General features: G+C 49.8%; 21 protein-coding genes. 8 read left to right on the forward strand and 13 right to left on the reverse strand.

Annotated elements, in window-relative coordinates; translation table 11 throughout:
* Nucleotides 1-3 precede the first annotated feature (3 nt).
* Nucleotides 4-534 carry a hypothetical protein gene (locus L1285_RS20710; RefSeq protein WP_235414134.1) on the reverse strand — a complete coding sequence of 177 codons (531 nt, stop codon included), beginning with the start codon at nt 532-534 and terminating at the stop codon, nt 4-6.
* A 211-nt stretch (nt 535-745) separates the two neighbouring features.
* Here L1285_RS20710 and L1285_RS20715 point away from each other — a divergent pair, with 211 nt between their 5' ends.
* Nucleotides 746-1,474: a glycosyl hydrolase family 18 protein gene (locus L1285_RS20715; RefSeq protein WP_235414135.1), complete on the forward strand. Its 729-nt coding sequence runs from the start codon at nt 746-748 to the stop codon at nt 1,472-1,474.
* 36 nt (nt 1,475-1,510) lie between these two features.
* On the opposite strand, the gene L1285_RS20720 is transcribed toward L1285_RS20715, so the two are convergent.
* The gene (locus L1285_RS20720) at nt 1,511-1,912 is read right to left on the reverse strand and encodes an ACT domain-containing protein (protein ID WP_235414136.1); all 402 of its coding nucleotides are present in this window, start codon (nt 1,910-1,912) and stop codon (nt 1,511-1,513) included.
* A gap of 340 nt (nt 1,913-2,252) precedes the next feature.
* On the opposite strand from L1285_RS20720, the gene L1285_RS20725 reads away from it, so the two are divergent.
* The 4 genes from L1285_RS20725 (at nt 2,253) to L1285_RS20740 (ending at nt 7,316) form a co-directional block, all read left to right on the forward strand.
* Nucleotides 2,253-3,761: a helix-turn-helix domain-containing protein gene (locus L1285_RS20725; RefSeq protein ID WP_235414137.1), complete on the forward strand. Its 1,509-nt coding sequence runs from the start codon at nt 2,253-2,255 to the stop codon at nt 3,759-3,761.
* 238 nt (nt 3,762-3,999) lie between these two features.
* On the forward strand, nt 4,000-5,133 hold the full coding sequence (locus L1285_RS20730) for a DcaP family trimeric outer membrane transporter (RefSeq protein WP_235414138.1): 1,134 nt from the start codon (nt 4,000-4,002) through the stop codon (nt 5,131-5,133).
* A gap of 10 nt (nt 5,134-5,143) precedes the next feature.
* A complete protein-coding gene (locus tag L1285_RS20735; protein ID WP_235414139.1) occupies nt 5,144-6,001 on the forward strand; it encodes a substrate-binding periplasmic protein in 858 nt (285 codons plus the stop codon).
* Between the two features lie 10 nt (nt 6,002-6,011).
* Complete coding sequence (locus L1285_RS20740; protein WP_235414140.1) at nt 6,012-7,316, forward strand: dicarboxylate/amino acid:cation symporter; 1,305 nt, start codon at nt 6,012-6,014, stop codon at nt 7,314-7,316.
* Nucleotides 7,317-7,353: 37 nt separating this feature from the next.
* Here L1285_RS20740 and L1285_RS20745 read toward each other — a convergent pair whose 3' ends face one another.
* The 10 genes from L1285_RS20745 to L1285_RS20790 form a co-directional block, all read right to left on the reverse strand.
* Nucleotides 7,354-8,334 carry a hypothetical protein gene (locus L1285_RS20745; RefSeq protein WP_235414141.1) on the reverse strand — a complete coding sequence of 327 codons (981 nt, stop codon included), beginning with the start codon at nt 8,332-8,334 and terminating at the stop codon, nt 7,354-7,356.
* A 106-nt stretch (nt 8,335-8,440) separates the two neighbouring features.
* Nucleotides 8,441-9,097 carry a hypothetical protein gene (locus L1285_RS20750; RefSeq protein ID WP_235414142.1) on the reverse strand — a complete coding sequence of 219 codons (657 nt, stop codon included), beginning with the start codon at nt 9,095-9,097 and terminating at the stop codon, nt 8,441-8,443.
* Between the two features lie 290 nt (nt 9,098-9,387).
* On the reverse strand, nt 9,388-10,386 hold the full coding sequence (locus L1285_RS20755) for a hypothetical protein (RefSeq protein ID WP_235414143.1): 999 nt from the start codon (nt 10,384-10,386) through the stop codon (nt 9,388-9,390).
* A gap of 18 nt (nt 10,387-10,404) precedes the next feature.
* Nucleotides 10,405-11,235, reverse strand: coding sequence for a lamin tail domain-containing protein (locus L1285_RS20760; protein WP_235414144.1), 831 nt, complete (start codon nt 11,233-11,235; stop codon nt 10,405-10,407).
* A 2-nt stretch (nt 11,236-11,237) separates the two neighbouring features.
* Nucleotides 11,238-11,873 carry a glycoside hydrolase family 19 protein gene (locus tag L1285_RS20765; protein ID WP_235414145.1) on the reverse strand — a complete coding sequence of 212 codons (636 nt, stop codon included), beginning with the start codon at nt 11,871-11,873 and terminating at the stop codon, nt 11,238-11,240.
* A 175-nt stretch (nt 11,874-12,048) separates the two neighbouring features.
* Nucleotides 12,049-12,849, reverse strand: coding sequence for a hypothetical protein (locus tag L1285_RS20770; RefSeq protein ID WP_235414146.1), 801 nt, complete (start codon nt 12,847-12,849; stop codon nt 12,049-12,051).
* Complete coding sequence (locus L1285_RS20775) at nt 12,842-13,879, reverse strand: MlaD family protein (protein ID WP_235414147.1); 1,038 nt, start codon at nt 13,877-13,879, stop codon at nt 12,842-12,844. Before L1285_RS20775 ends, L1285_RS20770 begins: the two co-directional genes overlap by 8 nt.
* Nucleotides 13,851-14,549, reverse strand: coding sequence for an ATP-binding cassette domain-containing protein (locus tag L1285_RS20780; RefSeq protein ID WP_235414148.1), 699 nt, complete (start codon nt 14,547-14,549; stop codon nt 13,851-13,853). Before L1285_RS20780 ends, L1285_RS20775 begins: the two co-directional genes overlap by 29 nt.
* Nucleotides 14,549-15,301, reverse strand: a complete 753-nt coding sequence (locus L1285_RS20785) for an ABC transporter permease (RefSeq protein ID WP_125717663.1) — start codon at nt 15,299-15,301, stop codon at nt 14,549-14,551. Before L1285_RS20785 ends, L1285_RS20780 begins: the two co-directional genes overlap by 1 nt.
* Before the next feature lie 150 nt (nt 15,302-15,451).
* The gene (locus tag L1285_RS20790; protein WP_235414149.1) at nt 15,452-15,913 is read right to left on the reverse strand and encodes a GNAT family N-acetyltransferase; all 462 of its coding nucleotides are present in this window, start codon (nt 15,911-15,913) and stop codon (nt 15,452-15,454) included.
* A 176-nt stretch (nt 15,914-16,089) separates the two neighbouring features.
* Here L1285_RS20790 and L1285_RS20795 point away from each other — a divergent pair, with 176 nt between their 5' ends.
* Nucleotides 16,090-17,433: a dicarboxylate/amino acid:cation symporter gene (locus L1285_RS20795; RefSeq protein ID WP_235414150.1), complete on the forward strand. Its 1,344-nt coding sequence runs from the start codon at nt 16,090-16,092 to the stop codon at nt 17,431-17,433.
* A 77-nt stretch (nt 17,434-17,510) separates the two neighbouring features.
* Here the strand turns inward: L1285_RS20795 and L1285_RS20800 are convergent, their stop codons facing one another.
* Nucleotides 17,511-17,681, reverse strand: a complete 171-nt coding sequence (locus L1285_RS20800) for a DUF6435 family protein (protein WP_235414151.1) — start codon at nt 17,679-17,681, stop codon at nt 17,511-17,513.
* 242 nt (nt 17,682-17,923) lie between these two features.
* Between L1285_RS20800 and L1285_RS20805 the strand changes: the two genes are divergently transcribed.
* Together L1285_RS20805 and L1285_RS20810 are read left to right on the forward strand one after the other, a co-directional pair.
* A complete protein-coding gene (locus L1285_RS20805) occupies nt 17,924-19,183 on the forward strand; it encodes a phosphatidylserine decarboxylase (RefSeq protein ID WP_235414152.1) in 1,260 nt (419 codons plus the stop codon).
* Between the two features lie 346 nt (nt 19,184-19,529).
* Entirely contained in the window at nt 19,530-20,819 is a 1,290-nt protein-coding gene (locus L1285_RS20810) for a peroxidase, FMP-type (protein WP_235414154.1), read from the forward strand.
* The last annotated feature ends 292 nt before the right edge of the window (nt 20,820-21,111 follow it).

The raw sequence follows: 21,111 nt of genomic DNA on the forward strand, positions 1-21,111 counted from the left end.
TTTTTATGCGGGTTTGTTTCTTCGCACGCCGACGCGCGGATCCTGAGAGTAGAATATCTCGTTTAGCTGGCCTGCTGATTCGTTCAATTTCACAGCGACGAACCTAAAATCTATCCTGTCAAACTCTCCGTCACACAAGGCCGCATTGCTCAGGACATTATTGATAGTCAGCACCAGTGTTTTACCCTGGTTTTGAACTTGTGCATCAAGCGTGTAATCTTGTGCATCCTGCTCACTGGTCAGCGAAATACCATTTTGCCAAAAGCGCCAGTCCGCATGTTTCTTATCTTTCATCTCAACGATAATAACAGCCTGTTGTCTGGAGATCAGCGCTCGATACGCTTTGTCAGAGATCCCTTCAAGTTTGTCCAGCACAAACGGAATGTCAAGCGGCTCATTGCTCGCCACTTTTTTGTACTTTCCACAGTCGGCATCGAAGTACTTCAGCTCCCATTCTTCTTCATTACTTTTGGGGTTAAGTTCAAATAAAAAGTTCTTAGTGTTTAGTTCAACACTCATGTCTTTGTTTTTCATCTTAAGTCATTCCTTAAAGGTCGTTGCGCACCACGAGCTTACCCGGTGTTTTTAAAAAACACCAATAAAATCCGCGAATTATTATTACTTTTACCACAACGCAAAGCACATCACCAGCGCGTGTAATAGAGTGTAATACTGGTGTAATGGTCCCGCAGAGCACGATTCGCCATAGTATTGTCCCAGATAGGTGAATGATTAAGTTATTACTATGACTTTTAAACATAAGACATGTCCGACAGAGACCGAAGCACAACGTAAAAGTTGCGCGCAAGCGATCTACATCAGTGGCGCACAAGTCAGACCGGCGGGTCTGGATGGCGCCCGACTTGTCGCAGCTGGCGGGGCCGCTGCGTTTGCGGCGCATCTGGATGCAACTCGCGCTAACTACCCCGACACCCGGTTATTGCTCAGTCTGTCACCTGATGATAACGGCTGGCGCTACCTCAGCCAGGACATCAATGGCTGTCAGCTATTCTGTCAGAGCGTGGTCGATTTTTTGCAACACTATAAGCTGGATGGGCTGAATTTAGATGCCGCCTCTTACTATGCGCAACTAGATACGCAAGCCGTCAGTGGCAGCGCGCAGTTTCAGAGTCTGACAACCATTTCACCCCATGATTTTGACGCGCTACTGCTGGGGTTAAAATATCAGTTTGGTCAGGCTGCACAACAAACCGGACGCACTTACTTGCTGACGCAAATTGCCAACAGCACCGGACCCTTGCTCAACCACAGCTACCCTGCTGACTTGGCACCAAATAGTCATAGCACCGGAAAAATGCATACTCAGGCGCGATGTGCTGAGCGCACAGTAAGTCTGAGTGAAAAAGAAGCGGCGAGCCTGAGAGGGGGAAATATAAGCGGCGTCGTAAAATACGATGAAAGGCCGCTTAACGGCGCACAAGAGCGGGATTACTATAGATATAGCCGCTTTTAGGGCCAAACGAGCTTAAATTAATCGCGTTGCAGCAAATTAACTGGATTCAGCCAGTTGAGTCAGCGCGCTGTGGGCCGCCTGTGCATCGCTGGTCTGAACAAAAATATGATCATGATAAAAAGCGGCCACCACATTGGCGCTGATCCCTTGCTCTGTCAGGCACTGCGCTACGGCAGCGGTCAGACCGACGGCATCCAGGCTGGAATGCACACTGAGGGTTATCTGCTTAAACGGTCCTTCATACTCGAGGCCATACTGCTGTGCAGCTGCTTTAGTGACTATCAGTGTCAGGCCTTCGTGCTCCTGAAATGTGGCGATGGGGTTAAGTGGTATGTACTCTTCCAGTGCCCCCGATACAGAACAAAAAACATACTCGGTCTCATGTAGTACAGGTTCCATGGTTTTTAGCAACGCTGCCAGGTCAATAATGCCAGCCATTCTAATTGTTCCTTTTTTAGGTTTTATTTTCGCTATACCCTAACAAACCCACCGTGACATGCCAAGCTATCAAGGTAAATACATAAGTGTAAAAATATTAAATTCAACACATAAACACCACCAAATTTAATAATAATTAACCCCAATGTAATAATCCGTAACTAATACTTCGTAGTTTACCCCGATTGAATCCCCGTTAAATTCCTTAACTTGTAGTCATCAACCCACTAACAAACCTTGTTTGCTGCCATACAGCCGGGTAATAAGTCACTGAATAGGCAGACTTATTGCTTAAAAAGGAGTTTGGACAGACAAAGTTGCTATTGCTTTGGAGTCAACGATGAACGAGTTAAACCACCCTGTTACACGCCATGTATCGCCATTCGAACAACATGCACCACTTACCAGATCACTTACCCGCTATCTGAACAGCCGCCTGTCACCACAATTACTGAAACAGGTTCAACTGGAAGTCAGCGACTTCAATAATCCGGCCAGGACGCATATTTATTTTAATCAGGATAATCGCTTCGCTAAAACGGTTGAGCACAGCTTTCCTATTGTCTATCAAAGGAAAAAAATTGGCGCTCTGAACCTACTTAAAAGCCAGGATACACCGCCCAACCAAACCCAGCTGTCACAAATCACCAGCCAGCTTGCCGTTTTGGTCAGACGCAACTCTGTCCAGTCCCTGTCACATCACCATCTTGGCCATGCAATTACCTTGATGGGGTATAGTGAGTCCATTATGGCATTGGAAAAAACCATTGAGCGCATTGCCGAAAGCCATTGCCCGGTGTTTATTCGTGCAGAGCCAGGCTGCGAAGTACTGGATGTGGCCTGTAAGTTACACTTTAGTGGTCCATCGAGCCCCTATCCTTTCTATGAGGTCGATTGTGCCGGACTGGATGATCAACAATTCTCTGAAAAACTTCATTATATTGCTGGCCAGCTGACGCATGGCTGTGTCTTTCTTAATAACCTGGAAAGCCTGAGCCAGGTTCAGCAGGGCCAGTTATGTGACATGCTGACCACGCGCAGTCATCACAACACGATTCGCTCGACAATTAACTTAAGCCAGGTGCGACTGATCACTGCCAGCACTGAGGATATCAAGCAACGTGTGACGCAGGGCCAGTTTATCGCCTCCCTGTGGCAAAAGCTCAACTTCTTTTCAATGGCGCTGCCACCACTGCGCGAACGTCGCGATGATATATTGCCGCTGGTGGACTTATTTACCAAGCGTCACCGATTGTATCGGGAACAACGTTTCAGTGAAGCCGCTCGCGCTATGCTGCACAATTACGATTGGCCAGACAACACGCAGGAGCTAGAAAAAGTCGTACTCAGGCTGCTTACTTGCGCCCCGAAGCCCGAAATTGACACCTGCCATATCCAGGCATTGTGTCCAAATATAGTGACCGAAAATCCCCTTCGCGCTGAACAGATAACAACAAACTACATTCAGGCCTTAATGGACCAGGAGCTAGGTATATTTTCTAAGTTTCATCCCAGCTTACAAAAAGCCCTTGAGTACATTAGTCTCCACTGGCAGCAAGACCTTTCACTAAGTACACTAGCCGCCAACGCCTATGTCAGCGCTTCTCATTTGTCCTACCTGTTTAAACGCACGCTCAACAGAAGTTTTAAACAAATTCTCGCTGAGCTGAGAATACGATATGCCTGCCGTATGCTAGAGGAAAACCCTAACCTGAGGATCACTGACTTATGTATGGATGTGGGATTTGGCGATCTCAGTCACTTTGAAAAAATTTTCCGTCGCTATACCCAGGTCTCGCCTCGCGAATATAAAAAGCGTCTTTTAAAGGCGCTCTACAACCAAGTTTGATGGCAACATGCTTTAGCCAAGACAAACACTCGCCTCTCCTGGGCTGTCACTGGGACTGTTTATGCATACCAATGACTTGCCCGGGCCACGCACTTCCCCTCTGCACTATTCAAACTGTGTAAAAAATACCGGGTTAATACACTCCCCAAGTTTGCCCGACTATTTCAGCTCTTTCCCTCAGCGCTTTATCAGGCCCAAGGCTAAGCTCCTGTTAATTATATAAAAGAAGGAAAAAGCCGTGAAAAAGCCATCTCTGTTTGCACTGAGCTCAGTGCTGCTCAGTACCACCGCAAGCGCCTCCCCACCTGAGCTTACACTGTCCGGTTATATTAAGGTTGATACCCTGTATGACCTGTCCGGGCACAGTGGCGATAGGATCGATTATGCCACACTAGGACAAAACGCCCCCGGCAACACAGTTAGGGTCCATGCAAGAGAATCCAGACTCAGGGCCAGCTGGCAAAGCACCCAACACCCCAAACTGAGCGGCGTGGTGGAGCTAGACTTTTTTGCCGAAGGGTCCTATTCCAGCGCTGGCAGCGAGAAAATTGCCAATAGTGCAAAACCACGCCTCAGGCTTGCCTACATCAGCTTTAACAACTGGCAGTTTGGTCAGAACTGGTCGAATTTTGTGGATGTCCAGAGCTTCCCCGAGACACTGGATTTTGCCAATGAGAGTGGCCAGGCCATGCTCCGGCAAGGCCAGATCCGCTATACCCGTCGCTATGCTGGCTGGCAATTTAGTGTGGCTGCAGAAAATCCACAAACGGATTATCAGCAATCCAAACTGACGCCACAGTCCAGCTACTACAGCATAGATCCGGTGTTTGATATGAGCGCACGGGCTCGCCTGACATTAAGCTCGGGCCATGTCTCTGTGCAATCTGTGTATCGCCAGCTCAAACTGGAGCACTCTGCCTCGTCACCCCAGCCAGATAGCCAGAATGCGTTTGGTCTGGGGCTTTCAGGCAAGCTTGCAGTTGGGGCAAGCGCCACGTTGAAAGGCTATCTGGGGTACGGTCGGGGGTTAGGGCGCTACACCCAGGAGGCCAATAACTATGCTGCCTACCTGACAGGTGACGGACTACAGTTACTCAAAAGTGCGGGTGGCTATCTGGCCTATCAGTATCGCTTTGACTCGCAGTGGCGCAGTAATCTAAGTCTGGGTGCAGTGCGTATTGAGCAACCCCAGCCGCTCTCCCCAGGCAGCCCTTTGTCTTACCGATTTACGTCGCTACACGTTAATGCCATTCACCAGCTGACACCCGCCATGTACATCGGGTTTGAGTACGCCGTTGTCCGTCGCGAAATGACCAATGAGCAAAGCCACTGGCTGCGCCGGTTACAGCTTTCTACCAAATATCGTTTTTAAGGATGCGATTATGAACACTCTGCCTTTTTCTTTAATTTGTCTGCTTTGCTGTGTATTCACATTAAGTACCTTCGCAGCGCAGCCACCAGCGGAAATTCCCAGTGTGACACAAGCCCCGGCGCTTGCGAAAATTTTAAATCGCGGTACTTTGCGCGTCGCTATGTATCACAAAGATACGCCGCCGTTTTACTACCGTGATGCACAAGGCACCCTGACAGGCGTGGATGTGGAGCTGATCCGTGGGTTTGCCGACAAACTGGGGGTTAATCTCATTTTTGACCGCAGTGCCAAAACCCTGAATCAGGCCATCGACATGGTCGCAGAGGACAAGGCCGACTTGGCTATCTGTAAGCTCAGCATTACATTCGGCAGAGCCAGCCGGGTGCTGTTTACCCGCCCTTATATTCGGCTGCGAAAAGGACTGCTGGTCAATCGGATCCTGCTGCAACAGCAACTCAATAATCGCAGTAAAATAGAAACCATCCAGACGCTGCAAGGCAAGTTGGCGGTGATTGGTAATTCTTCCTACGTGGGTTATGCCAAACAGCGTTTTAGCCAGATGACCCTGGTTCCTTACCCTAACTGGCAAGAAGCAATCGAGGCCCTGAAAGCACAAGAGGTGATCGCCGCTTTTCGCGACGAGGCCGAGATTAAAAAAGTGATAGTCGACAATAAAAACAATGCCATGTCTTTGCTGACTGTGGTGCTGGAAAAAGACTATGACCCAAAAGGCATTGCACTGCCCCCCAATGGCCATTTTTTACGCGCGCTGCTTGAGTCCTATCTCGATAACCTGTCTCTGGAGCTGAATGCCGACAAGGTGTTGTTCAACTATGACGACGTCATCAATCAGATCCACCGCTATTAACGGAGCTATCATGAATAAGTTTATCTCTTATCTGTATCACCTGAAAAGTAACTGGGCGATTTTCATCGGCGCCGCGGCAGGTATTCATATTGGCCTGAACGAGCCACAGTTGATCAATGTCGTATCGCCGCTCGGCCAGTTTTACCTTGATATGCTGACTATGTGTGTGCTGCCGATTTTGCTTACGGCCATTGCCCTGAGCATTGGCCGTTTGCTCAATCAGCCAGACAGCCAGCGCTTTGTCAGCCGCCTGAGCTGGGTCTTTCTGGGGGGAATTTTTGCCGCCAGTGCCACGGGGACTTTCTTTGGCCTGATGTTTAACCCAGGCAGTCACCTGGATACGGCCTCACTGGATGCCATAGGCAACGTGATCCAGGATTTATCCGCCGTGGATTTGGCGGTCGACCTCAATACCCCTTATCAGCCCCCTAAAGACAGTTCGCTCCTACAGGCGTTCTTTTTCACCCTGGTGCCGTCCAATATTTTTTCTGCACTGGCCAATGGCTATACCATTAAAGTTTTGTTTTTCGCCATTTTATTTGGGTTTGCCATCGGCACTATCAAACACTCGGTAGCAGAGCATATTTGTACCTCGTTTGAGGCGATTTATTCCGCCTTCAGTAAACTGGTTCAGTGGCTGATGTACGTGTTTCCGTTTGGGTTATGTGGTTTGCTTGCGGCCACCTTGTCGCAAATTGGCTCTGATGCCATCTTAGCGATGATCAAGTTTATTCCCGTCGTGATCCTGACTTTCATTGGCTGGTTTGTGCTGATGTGTCTGGTACTGTGGCATCGTACCGGCACTTTCTGGTACTCCTTATCCGCACTCAAAGAGCCCATAACGGTCTCGCTGGGTACGGCCAATTCAATGGCCAGCCTGCCGTCAGCCCTGAATGCACTGACCGACAAGTTTGGTTATCAAAAACAAAAGGTCGATTTACTGGTGCCCCTGACGTTTAACCTCTGCCGAATAGGCCCAACACTCTACTTTGCGCTGGCAACGGTGTTTGTGGTGCAAATATATAATCTGGATATCGGATTGCTGACGGTGGCCGTGATCATCATAGGCTCCGTGCTGGCGGGCACGGCTACGGCAGGCTCTTCGGGGGTTTCTATGCTCACTATGCTGACTCTGGTTTCCGGGCCGCTTGGACTGCCCCTCGATGCCGTACTGGTACTATTTGTTGTCATAGACCCCATAGTGGCACCATTTAGGGTGCTTGCTATAGTACACAGCTCCTGTGCCATTATCTCAGTGGTACTGCCTAAACCCGATGTGCAACAAAACGCCCTGTCAGAACACCCACAGCCATGATAATGCCCAGGTCGATACAGGTCGACCTGGGCTATTTTCAGACTACATCAAAGCCCAGGCATTGGCGCGTATCGAACTGCTTGAAACCACGTTCGGATAGCTGCTGCGCAAACCAGTTGCAATGGTAACTGGCAGCCAGATTGAACTTATACCAGTGAGATTGTTTAAACTCATTGATAGCCTGAATGCGGCCTGCTTTGGTGATCCGGCCAAGCAGTCGCGCCTGCTCTAAAAAGGCCATATCGCGTGGTGATTTGCTGTCACTTTCGAGCGACTCTGGATGCGTGTAATCACCAATTAGTGACACCCATAAACGCTCTCGACTCACGCTGTTTGGCGTCTTTAGCATCTTTGGGTATAGCGCGCATAGCCTGCGATAAATGTATTGTACACGCGCATATTTCTGCATTTGCCAGTCGCTGCCACTGAGCTTGAGCGGTTGACCATGTTGCCAGCAATGCAGCGCATAGCAAGTCGCCAGCCAGCACTGGCATAATGCCTGCCAGTGCTCTAACGGCCAGGTATTTTGGTACACATAGAGCCGACAGCCGAATAAAGCTTCGGACATCAACTGCACCTTGTGATGATAACGCACTTTAAAAATCACCTCATTGAGCATAGTGCGAGCAAACCGGCTGTCTGGCTGACAGGTTAATAACTCGGGCACCTCAGTTAACTGGGACTTGTTCAGCTGCGTAGCTGGCTGGTTGATTAACGCAAGGCCGTCAAAGCACTTAGCTGACCACGTAGCGGTCTCTTTATGCTCATCAAAAGCCGGAAAATGGGTAAAAGCCAACTTACAATGAAATGGGCCCGGGTTATTGATATCACTGTCAGAACACCCGGTATGAATGGGGTAAACAGGTGTACCGTCGCTGTGCCAGTTTAATCTCGTCTGCGGCGCTTGCTGCAAGACGCCCTGGCCAACATACTTTGCTAACAGACGTGCCGTTCTGGGCTCAATATTTAATGCCAGTCCGGCCAGATAGGTACCATAGAAATGGAATAATGAAGTCATAAATGCTCCGGAGAAATCAATAAGGGAGACGCCGAACCGGGTGCGGGCTGTGTGTACCCGATTAGGCATTGGGCGGCGCTGGTGGGCCGGTGAATAAGCAGGTTATTTACTGATGTGCGGGATGATAAGCGCGTAAACAGTCCGTGAAGCGATTTAGGGCCTGTTGTGCTGTGCGTTTATCTGTTGGGGAGGCGCCTTGAGGCTTCAGCCCAGCCTTGCCACGCTGCTCAATAATGGCGCAAAAGGCCTGGGCAAAAGCAAAGCTGCCAGGCTGACAGTAGATGCGATGCTGTTGCAGGGCCGGATCAGCCGGCTTCTCTCTTGGCACACTGTAACAAACCAGATAGGCCGGTATATCAGGCGTGTGGGCCTGACAAATAGATTGAGGGAAAAGCACAAAGTCGGTTGTGCGATGGCTGTCCATCACCTCGTCACATACAGGTAACCCCAGCGCATTACCCAGCGCATAGCTGCAAAACATCACGTCTACCCCGCTGATAAGCTCAGACATGAGAGCATTAAACGCGTTTTTGACCTCCCGGGGGATTTCCTCCAACTCCGTCAGCGGCGCAAAATCCTCGCCTTCTACACTGTACTCCTCCATCCAGCTGTGCTGCGGCTGTGTGGGTATGGTGCAATAGCGATTTGGACTGGCCAGTGCATAGCCCAAATCAAATAACTCGGACACCTCAGGTTTGTCTGACAAACACCCAAACCGGCTACCATCGGCGGCTTCACATAAACGAAAAATCAATGTACTCATGATATCTGCTCCGTAGTTTGTACACTTAATTACGATCAGAATAGGTGTTTACATCGCAGGTTTATCGGGTGATTTGCGCGGTTTTTTGCCGCAAATCTATGCACTTATACCAATTTGCTTAATTAAGTGTTCTATTTTGAGGCGAGAAAATAGGGCCGATAACCAGGCAAAAATTTTGCTATTTAGTTGTTCTAAATGAGAAATTTTTAACGCAGTTAGTGTCATATTTGCTCCGTCAAATTGAACAAGTATTAAGTGAAATTGGTATTAATATACTTATGCCGTTGAATTTACTGATCTGTGTGCTGATGTGCGTTCAAAGCACGGATCAGCTCACTGAGCATCAACTGCATTTGCTCGGCTGTAATGCTCGGGTTGCTTACCAGCTTTTGCTGGATAGCCATCACCGCCAGGCTGACAGAGTTAAGCTGCTCAAGTGACTGCATACGTGTGTGCATAGCCTGCGCTTGCAGATTATTATCAGGGGCCGGGCTTGTGGGCGGAGCAATAAAGGACTGTACGGTTTCCACTACTCTGTCGAGGATTTTATACACCAGGTTTGCCGAAAACCCGCCAACCAGTGCCATGGTGATCCTCAGCGCAGCCTGACTGACTTCGCTACTGCGATTTTGTGCCGCAGTGGCATCGGCCACCGCCTGCAAGTCGATGGGAATAAGCTGAGTAAGTATGATCCCCGCTATCAGGCCAACCACAAAACGCACCCAGTAAGAGCTTTCATACTTAGGGTCGTAGCAGCCGGCGGTCACATAGGTATTGGCTTTAAATAACGCCGAGAAAGAGGCACCGATAGCCGCTGCGGCCAGCAAAATTGCCTGTACGTATAGCAGCCTGGTCCCTTCCATATCAAACATGCTGGCAACCATGTTTTCGTTATTGATATAGCTCGACAGGCTTAGCGCAATCAACGCAATTAACGAGGTAATCGCCACCAGCATCATTTTGCGGATAAGCTTTACCCGCCCCAGAAACAACAACCAGGATCCCTTATGGCTTTCTTCTGCCATCAGCCAGATGGTCTCGGGCTTGGCAGGCGACACCAGTTCAGCCAGGCGATTGTGGACCCGGGCAAGATCCCGGGCGCCAGCGGCATTTTTATCTGTCCATTCAAGCTGGTGCAACATCACCACCGTACCTTCGGGCACCTGCAATCCTTTACGAAACGCAAAGGCCATCATGGCGTGACACTCTTCGATTAGTTGCGTCCAAGCGCTTAGCCGCATAGTCTGCTGTTCACAATCGCTTGCACTTTCGGTGGCTTGTTTTGTCATTGCTACGCCCTCCTTGATTTACCAGTTAAACTCGCTGACCTGCCGGTTGCGGTAATCAAGCAAACGGGCTTGACCGCCCTTGTGTGGCCACAATGCCTGGTTACTGTTAAAGCTGAAGCCACCAGTTTGCGGACTATGCAAGTTCGTATAGACACGAACCATGCCCTGAGGGCGTAACACAGCACCAGAGTGAAATTCAAAATGCTGAGACTTATCGCCCTGGATACACCAGCCACTCAGATCAACCCACGCGGAGCCCAGGTTGGCAATTTCAACATATTCATCGCAGTGATCTTTTTGCTGTGCTCTGATGTAATGAACCTGGCTGATCGCCACTTCAGAGTGCGCCGCTGTGCCGTATTTCCAGCAGGAGATCTCTGCCCAACTGGGGTCGAGCAGGGTTGCGCAGTCTCCCTGGTTGTTCCAGATAGGCTGGCCGCTGGCAAAGTTGGGCGCTGGACTGCGCACGCTGGTCGCAATGGTCAGTTTCTCTTTGGGGTATATCAAAGTGCAGCGAGGAAAAACCAGCGACTGCCCCTGATCACCTGCGCATAATTTCCAGCCATGTAAGTCAATGATGGCAGGCCCCCGATTGAGTAATTCAAGGTATTCGTCCCGATAGTTCACATGACAGATCTGAATTTGATGTGGCGACAACAGCTCGAAGCACGTTTGCCACCACACCGACATGGCATCAACTTCCTGGCCACTTTGTGCTGCCTGCACAAAATTGTCTTTGCATTGCTGCAAGATAAGATGTTCCAGCCTTTGCCAGCAAAGCTCACTATTTTGCAAATAGGCAAAGTGACGACTCAGTTCTATCAATGACATTTTGCTGATCGCATCCATACTTATACTCCCCTGTCTATGGACATAAACTGTTTGGCACGATTCAAAAACGCCGCTCTATCTTCCAGGCCATGGAGCCCGCCATTAATTTTACGGGTAATGGTGACCAGCTCGTCCTGATCGGCCAGCGCATTCAGCTTACGACTCTGCCAGTAAAAGCAGGCCGATCTGACCGCTACGTCCGGGTCGCTGCACACCAGCTCGGGCTGACTCAGCAGATCCTGTCCTATGGCTTCCCCACACTGCTGGTAATTGTGTTTTCCCGTCAACTGTATCAACCCTCGGCCGCGATAACGCCAGCCATCACCAGACGCCTCATCGCCATTGCCCATGCGGTCGGCATATACCCGGTTGGCAATTTTCTCTGGCTTGCGTGCATAGTCCGACGCCATTGCCGAAGTGGGAAAGTACTTACCAAACACCGAGCTTAACGCCACGGCTGAATAATTGAGGTTTTCCTGCGTATATCTGAGACTGCCGCTTTCATGGCCGATTTGCGCCAGAAAATGTGCTACCCGCAGCGGTGTTGTTATTTCGTACTCGCTCAACACCGAATTGAGTGCACTCAGGTAATAACGGATGTTATCGATACGGGCATGGGGCATGATTTCCTGGATAAGGCGTTGTTCAAGTTGCATATTGGTCGTCCTGTGGTCTGTTTTAATGACCATCAGTCTGCCCAACCCTTAATGCAGATACTCGGACAATCAAATGCAGATTGGCGGGGGATCTATGATGTGCCAAAGCCGCAGGCTTTAAAAATAATGCTGTGTATAAAGGATAAAACCGGCAAGCACAGCGCAGTCGCCAGATTTAATCGTTAGCGCTTAGCTCAGTCAGGCGTGCCTGATAATATTGCGCCCGCTCCGCCTCCCCTGCTGCATCGTAATATTGTGCGGCCAGCTTAAAGCACGCGACCAGCCAGTTGCTCAGCTCCAGAGACGCAAAGTGCCTGATAGCGGTATCCAGTGCCTGCTCCACACCGCTTTGCCCGCTTGCTGTACGCCACAATACATTGTGGTAGAGCACAAAAGACTGAATTTCTATGTTGTTCAGCGATTTGTCTGCTTTAAGCTTGGCCAGCTGTGCAATATCCAGCTCCGCCTGAGCCCAATCGAGCGTTGCCGGTGCGTACTGCCACCCGACCCAGCGATAATAAATGTGTTTTTCTGCCTGTCCGCTAAACTGGGTTTGTAGTGTGGCCACCAGCGCTAACGCCTGCCCCTGCTCACCACGTGCAAAGGCCAGCTTACTGCGTACAAAGTCGATAGCGGGCGCAAGCTCAGTCTGCTCGAATCGCGCGAATACCTCAGCCTGCACAATGCGCTGTTCGGCGCGTTCAAGCTGCCCTTGCCTGATATGCACCGCCGCCTGCTTGAGCCGTGCCAGGCCCATTTGTTCGGCGTCGTGTCTTTTGCTGGCATAACGATAAGCATTACCGTAGTACGCCAGTGCCTGCTGGTAAGCACCTTGCTGGCGTTTGCGATCGCCCTGAGCAAGCCAGGCCGCAGCCTGACTCTGATAGGTCGTGACCTGATAGTCTCGCTCCGGGGCAGACGAGCAGCCTGATAGCCACAGCGCCCACAACACTGCCAGCGCACTTGTCCTAATCATGCATTTCTATCCCTTCGTTCTCGATAGGGGCGCTGATCCCATCTCTGAATACTGGATGATTGTTAAGCGCCTCCAGGGTTTTTTCCATCTGCTGCAATACTTGCTGCACACTGTGCACCGTAAGGACAAACTGCTCCCGCTCGCCGTGCACATCTTTGAGCATTTGCTGCATCACCGTCAGGTTGGCATTGAGGTTGTGCAGCACCAGAGGAAGCTGGCTGTCGGTGATCTCTTTCACCAGCTCAGTGGGCTGACCATAGGTCGTCAAAGTGGTTTGAGCCTGGGTGAGCATACTGTCGGTTTTAAGCAAAGTCTGGTTAAGCTGGTTCAGCAACTGCGGCATCTGGGCAAGCCACACCTGACTTTGCTTGAGGGTTTTTTCGGCCTGTGGGAGTAGTTCGCTTTCACGCAACTCTTCGCTGACAATCATGATGTGGTCACTGATCTTAGCCACTCTGTCGAGCGCCCTGAACAGCGATCCGGCTTCTGGGTTATTCTCTTTTTGCAGGTTCTGGAGTAAATCCTGAATGCTGGTCAGAATAGACTCTACATCGTCTTTTGCGCGAGAAACATAACCTGCTGCCAGATACTGCTGGCCAAGCGCGCTGTTAATGTGTGGCACCAGCGCCCCGGCGGGTAGGGCCACAAACGGGCCGACTTTGTCCGCCTCTGGCAAAATCAAATCTAAGGTTGTTACCTCATCAAATATGGGGTGCTGCTCACCGGTTAACAGTGCATATTTGACCACTTTTTCACTGTATTCATGAAACACCCAAAACTCAACGTCGATTTCGTTACTCTGTAAATTAAGCTGGTAGCTATCAATCCGGCCTATCTCCATGCCTTTAAAATACACGGCGGGCAAAGCACTTAACCCACGAGCATTATCAAGCACCGTTTTGTAGTACACCTTGTCGGCAAAAGTGTGGTTGTTCACCAGGATCATGATACAAAACGCGGCCAGCAGGAACATGCCGGTGAGGCTAAACGCAATCACAATTCTATTGGCATTTTTGGGCTTGTGCTGCATGCTCACTCCCCAACGTTAGTTCATCCGGTAAGCCCAAATGTAATTGCTGATCCGCAAGGCTGGTGATGAGCTCCTGACGATTTGAGCACAACACTAAGGTGGTGCCTTTTTCTTTGAGTTGCTTAAGTAACTCCAGCTCATGTCGACACCAGGCGCGGTCAACCTGGGCCATGGGTGCGTCCCAGATCAGGGCTTTTGGCTCCATGAGTAAGGCTCGGGCAAGCCCGGCCAGTGACGCCAGCCCCGATGACAAACGGTCGGTACGCTGATCCAGGTATTGAGTCAGGCCAAACTGCTGGCAAATTTCCCGCACCTTTTGCTGCTTTTCCTCCTGACTCAGGCGGCTATGATGGCGGTTTAACGGCAACAGCAGGTTTTCTTCGAGCGTCAGGTTAGAGATTAAGGCAGAAACCTGGAAAATCACGCCGAGATCGCGGCGAAAACGAGCATATTGCAACGCCGTCATTGCCGCAATATCAACGTCGTCGATCAGCACACTGCCCTGCTGTGGCCTGGTAATGTCACAAATAATACTGAATAACACAGATTTGCCGCTGCCCGAGCGCCCGGTGATCAGCAAACACTGACCGGATTCAAGGGTCACATTGATATTGGCGAGAATGGGTTGCTCCGCCACACTGTGGCTGATGTCTTTGAGCGTGATCTTCATTACCAGTCACCCATCAGTGCAAAGTACAGCAGGGTAAACAGCACATGGATCACACACAAGGCTATCAGCCCCCGACCCACCGCCTTGATGTTACGTTGTGGCACTTCAGTGATTGCACTTTTTACGGTCAACCCATGATAGCTGGCTATCAGGCTGATCATCAGACCAGAAAACGCGACTTTGGCCAGCATAATCACCATATCAAGCCAGTGTAATTGCGCCATCAGCTTAGCAAAAAAGGTGCTAACAGGAATGGAGGCAAAGGCGTTGCTTACCAGATAACCACCAAAAATACCGCAAGCCACAAAGTAGCTCATTAACAGGATCAGTGAGGCCACCATGCCCAGCACCCGCGGTGCAACCAGGTAGGAGATGGGTGACACGCCCATGGCGATTAATGCGTCTATTTCCTTCCGCACCACCATGTTGCCAAGCTCAGTGGTAATCGCGGTGCCTGAACGGGCGAGCACCACAAAACAAACAATAAACGGGCCGAGGTCTCGGACAATGGTGGAAATTAAAATCGCGTAAGTCCACTTAACCTGGCCAATGGAGGATAACAGCGGGTAGCCCTGCACTATGATCAGCGCCCCGATCAACAGGGCAATTAACATAACCAAACCCAAAGCTTCCACACCGGTGAAGCGGATCTGGCGAAGTAAGATCTCCAGACTGATAGAGCGGTTACGATGGAACACCAAAAAGTCTGAAACCACGTACGCTGAAAAAGGTAAAAATCCGTAATTAATCATGACTGCTCCCTATTGCTTGATACAACAGACACAGCATTGCGAGGCCCTTATTGATTCAGTTAACTTTAAGCGTAGCAGTAATTTGCTTTAATACAGTGAACAAATCGTGATTACTTGGTGAACCAAGCGGTTCGGTTTTAGCCAGGTGAGCTACAAGTGTTTTTCCATAGAAAAGTTCACCAGTGTCACGCCTTGTCGCTCAATTTGGTTGCGTTTTACCAGGCTGAATCCGCGCGCTGCAAAAAAGTGTCGGGCGGGTATTGATGCTTCGACATACAGACGCGACAACCCTTGCTTGATTGCTTGCTTTTCAACCTTGTCGTACAGCGCACCAGCCACGCCAATGCCCTGAAAATCAGGGTGTACATAGGTACAATCGATATGCCCATCAGGGTCCAGTTCAATAAAGCCGACTACCTGGTCGTTACTCAGTGCCACCCAGGGCTGTTTTTTAGCTAACCGCTGCGACCAAAACGCATAGTCCGGTGGGCTGGGCGCCCAAACGGCTTTTTGCGCGCTTCCATATACCTCATCGTCAATGGCATGCACTGCGGCATGAAACAAGTCGGCAATGTCTGAGGCCCACTTTTCCTGATAGGGTTGAATATTCATCTTAATCCTTTTTTTACCGGTTCGGGTGATAATCTATCGCTGACTGACACACCCTCTATTTGCAGTGTAACAGCAACGAATCATTGTGGGTGGATGTTTTGATGCCAGTCAATGTTAACTGGTTTTATTCTGCTAGGATATTAACTCTAATCGTGCTACTTAGTCAGGGACCATTTATGACAGACACCCAATCGACCCAAGAACCCGCCAGTTTACTGCAAAAAAAGCGCCTTTGGCTACAAATTGTAATTGCCCTGATATTAGGCATCACCGTAGGCTTACTGCTCTCACCTCAGGGGGCGGCTTTGGTCAGCAAGCAAGCTGCCATGGACATTGCCCAATGGGTTGCCCTGCCCGGGCAGGTTTTTCTCGCGCTGATCCAGATGGTGGTGATCCCTTTGGTGCTTTCCTCCATTATTTTGGGGATTGCCGGTAACAAAGACACCGGGTTTCTGAAAAAAGTCGGGGTCCGTATCTTGCCTTATTTTGTCACCACCACGTTTGTCGCGGTTATTCTTGGCCTGGCTGTGGTCTACCTGATAGAGCCAGGTAACTATGTGGACAGTGATTTGTTCAATGCCATTGCGGATCAACCCGTTCAGGTTGTAGCAACGCAGGCAGTCCAAACCTCCATCCCCGATAAAGTTGCAGCCATCATTCCTGCCAACCCCACGCAATCCACGCTTGATAAAGACATGTTTGCCATCGTTATTTACGCCAGCTTTATTGGTATGGCACTGACAACATTAGCCGAGCGCCGCAAAGCATTGCTGGTCGATTTTATGGATGGGATCCAGTCTGTTTCTTTGCAGATTGTCAACTGGGCCATGTTGCTGGCTCCCCTCGCCGTGTTTGGTCTGCTATGTGACATCACCATTCGCATTGGCGTGGATGCCCTGATCGGTGTCTCGGCGTACGTTGCAACTGTGCTAATGGGTCTGGCCGGTTTATTACTTATCTATACTCTGGTGGCCTCCATGGTTGGTAAATTGCATCCACTGAACTTTTTACGAGCGATCCGCAGTGCTCAGCTGTTGGCCTTTTCTACCTCCAGCTCAGCGGCTGTGATGCCGCTGTCTATGCGCACAGCGCAGGAACAACTTGGAGTGAAAAAACCCATTGTACAGTTCATCATTCCCCTGGGCGCAACCATCAACATGGATGGCACCGCACTTTACCAGGTTGTGGCTGCTATTTTTCTTACTCAGGTGTTTGGCGTTGACTTGTCGATGAATCAGGTTGTACTGCTGATCCTCACCACAGTTGGTGCATCAATCGGTTCACCCAGTACACCCGGCGTGGGGATAGTGATCCTGGCATCGGTGTTGGCCAGCTTTGGCATTCCAGCAACTGGCATCGCCCTGATCCTCGGAGTCGACCGGATCCTGGATATGTGCCGTACCGTCATTAACGTCAGTGGCGATCTGACAGCCTGTGTGGTGATGAACCACTGGTTAAAAGACGAACTGGCGCTGACTGAGCACACTCAGATAAACGAGCATGAAGTGGCAACAAGTTAGGTGCAGTTTGATTCCTTCAAACTGCAAAGGCCACGCTCAGGTTTAAGCGCGGCCCTCCGTTCATACAATGCCAAATACTACTTACGCTCTAACTGTTCAATTTGTTGCCAGAGTGCTTCAGCCTCTGATGTGAGCATTGCGTAGCCCCGAATATCACCGTTTCGCTGTGCATGCATCGCCTCTTCGAGCTTGGCATCATAGGCTTTGCGCAACTTTTTGACCGGATCACGTTTTAAAATCTGAAACATAGACAGAAATTCCAAAATACAAATGTGCTGGGTTAAACGTAATGCAAGCCTCTTGGGATCAACTCGCCCAAAGGCAATCAGCGTTACGAATGCCTGCCCTGTCCCTAACCGGATAGTTAGGTGTAATCCGCTGTAATTGCCGAAAGTTGAGTCTTTGCCTATACCCTCTTCATTGCAACCTCGATCGCCAGTTTAAACTGGCTAGCCCTGTTCACCAGCTTTGAGTCTAAAGGACCAACAACATGACTGATATTTCAACCATTCCATTACCTGATCCCATTAGCTGGGATGAAAAAAGAGCGATGGCAGAGCTGCACATTTTGGGGCTGGATGGCGTTTTTCTGGAAAATCAGCTCAACCTGTTGTGGTACCTTGAAGCACTCGCCGAAGTATGTTCAGAGACCCATATTGCAAGACGCGAAGAGTTAGCCACCTTCTGGCAGCCCTACTTGTACCGCGAGCCGGGCTATACTTTACAAAATTTCTTTTCTGAATGGTTAACTTACACACCAACCCCAGAAAAGCCGGGGTTGTACATAGAGTATTGGGATTACCTAGTTAATACCGAAGCCGGTTTAAAGCTGGCCAACGATGGCTATTTCAGAGGCTGGTTCAGACAGTTTTTAAACTTTCACGGTGACTGGATCAACAGCACGTCATCCACAAACACCCTGAGCGCCTGGATGCAATACAAAGGCACGGATGCTCACCCGTTCAGTATTGAAGATTACCAACGCCCGGATCCACACAGCCCGGAAGGCGGATTTCAGTCATTTAACCAGTTTTTTCTGCGTAACCTGAAACCCGGCGAGCGCCCTTTATGTCATTGTGCCAATGATGAAGGGGTGATTGTGTCTCCTTGTGATGGCGGGGTGTTTTTTCTGGACAAAGGGGGTTATGAGGTAAACGAAAGTCACGCCAGTAACCGCTATCTGCTGCCCGGCAAATCCGGCGACCACTTTAACCTGACAGAAGCCATTCCTGGCTATGGCCGGTGCTTTGTCGGTGGGCCTTTACTTGATATTTTACTCTGGTTTACCGACTACCATCATTTTCATGCCCCCGTATCTGGCACAGTGATAGATCAGGGCCTTTATGAAGGCTCATACAATTACGATTTTGATAATTTTAATCCAAGACACCCATACGACCCGTTACCGCCAAAAAGCAGTGACCAGGTTGGCTGGTATCAAAAGCTCGGAAAGCATCAGCGGTATGTCTGGGTAATTAAAACGCCCGATCTGGGGCTGGTGGCCATGGTTGCTATCGGCTTTTGGGGAGTCGGCAGCATAGTGAATGCCATTGAAACGGGCGCTCAAATTGAGCGAGGTGAATATATGGGCCACTTTGGCTACGGCGGCTCGTCTATCGTACTGGCGTTTGAACCAGGCAGAGAGTATCAGTTTCAAGTGGATGGGCAGCCTGTTAGCGGGCCAAATAATCCCACGCAAATGAAGGTTCGAGGTTGTCTGGGTAAAGCCTTACCACCATTAAAGTGGTAACAAACGGGCAGTCAAAATGTCCGTGATAATGCCGCTTTTTGATCGTACGTGCAGCAAAGTGGCTTGCTGTGCAATCATATATGTTAGATAAGTCGTGCACCCTTATATCGTACGGGAAGCAAGGTTTTGGGTATTTCAAACAACTTTGTCGCTTACTCCCTGTAATAGCCCGTAATGGTTTAATCCACCGGTTTGGTCCACTCTTTATTGATACCGTTGTCACACAGGCATCTGGCAGTTTTTCTGCAGAGGTCGTGTGCGCTTTGTTTACAAACAGGTATGCCAACAGCGCGCCACTTTGGACGAAAAACGCTGTGAGCAACCGTTACACGATAAGGACCATGCAATGACAAGCAAATCACAGCCCTCTTCCATTCGCCCTTACCCCGAATTAGTCAAGGATAACGAACCCACAGTGCCGCAATTTGGCATACTCGATAAACTTCACGGTACCTGGGTAAACTGGAAAGGCGGGCCGAAAGGCTTGCATACTACGCCCATGCCCTCTCCCGGCACTTCTTCAGAAACCGTATTTGGGGTTTTCCATTTTAAGTCGCAGCAATACCGCGAGCAGTTGACCTTTAGTAAAGTGAACGCGCCAGTTCGCAACCGCGCGGGCTCAAACGAGCAGTTTAATGGCCCGGTTAAGTACGAAACAGCCATCATAGATAACAATGACGATCTTCAACACTTTGAGAACGGCATGTACTTGTGGCTGGGCGACAACACGATGCCGTGGCAAGAGGACGGCAAATACCAAAACCCACGTACCATGTTCTCCCGCCCTTCAACCCAGGAAACCGTTGATGAAGATGGCGGTGTGCCGGTTATTGGCCCTGACGAACTTGGCCCACAGTTTGTCCCGCCACACTCTATCTCACGCTCCGGCGTGATCCCCCATGGCACCACTATTCACCTGACAGGCAACGTGACGCATTTTGACAAAAAAGAGACACCGGATGCCCCTGAAAAACCTGAGATTGCAAAACTTTGGGAGCAACCCTACCTGTCTATCTCTCCGACCATGGGTATAGATCCAGAGCGCGACCTGATCCCGGGTAGCCTGAAAAAGCCATTCTGGACAAATCTGCCACGGGAGGAACAAAGAGATTACCCTGGCCAGCCCGAGGCGCACCGTGGGGTAAACAGTGCCCGAGCCTATTTTCTGAATATCTTTAATTATGATAAGGATGGTGCCAAGTTCCCCTACACTGTTCAGCCAAATCTACTACTGTCACAGTTCAATGAGGGGTTGAATTTCAAAAGCTATGATCTGATCGAATTAGACAGCCAGCACGATACCGGGGTGCAGGGTGCCACCGTTAATAATGTTATGATTGAGCGCTACTGCCGTGTGGTTCGCATGCGTCATCGCATGTGGCTGGAGCGAATTGAACTCGAAAATGGCAAGGAGATAGATCAGTTGCAATATGAGCAAATCGTAGATTTTGAATTTATGTTCGGTGCCAGTGGCGAAACCACCCAATGGCCTCATATTCAGGTCAATACTTTGCGCCGTATTGAGGACATTGCAGAAGAAGACCGATACACCCCTATTGAATTGCCTGAAGAAGCCGACAAACCTGTCAAAACACCTAAAGCTAAGGTTCATCACATGAACCATAAAGTAAAATAAGGCCACCTGGCTTGATGCGATGACTGGCAGAGCAAAGGCTTGCAGTCATCGTTTGCCATACGCTCGCTCGTGTAACACTTCTGAGTCTTATACAAGCAAAACTCTCAACCACTCCAAAGCTGAAAGGTTTCAACAGCGATGTTTTATCAGAACTGTCAAACCAGCAAAGAGCGGGAACACACGACCAAGCCCCCCAAGTAAGAACATATAATGAGAAAAGTATAGAAATAAAATAATAAAGAATCACTCTGGCACGCATGCTGCTTATGAACGACGACTGCCAAGTCAGGCA

This window comes from Pseudoalteromonas sp. DL2-H2.2 (assembly GCF_021532535.1).
In the GTDB taxonomy this organism is placed as follows: Bacteria; Pseudomonadota; Gammaproteobacteria; order Enterobacterales; family Alteromonadaceae; genus Pseudoalteromonas; species Pseudoalteromonas rubra_A.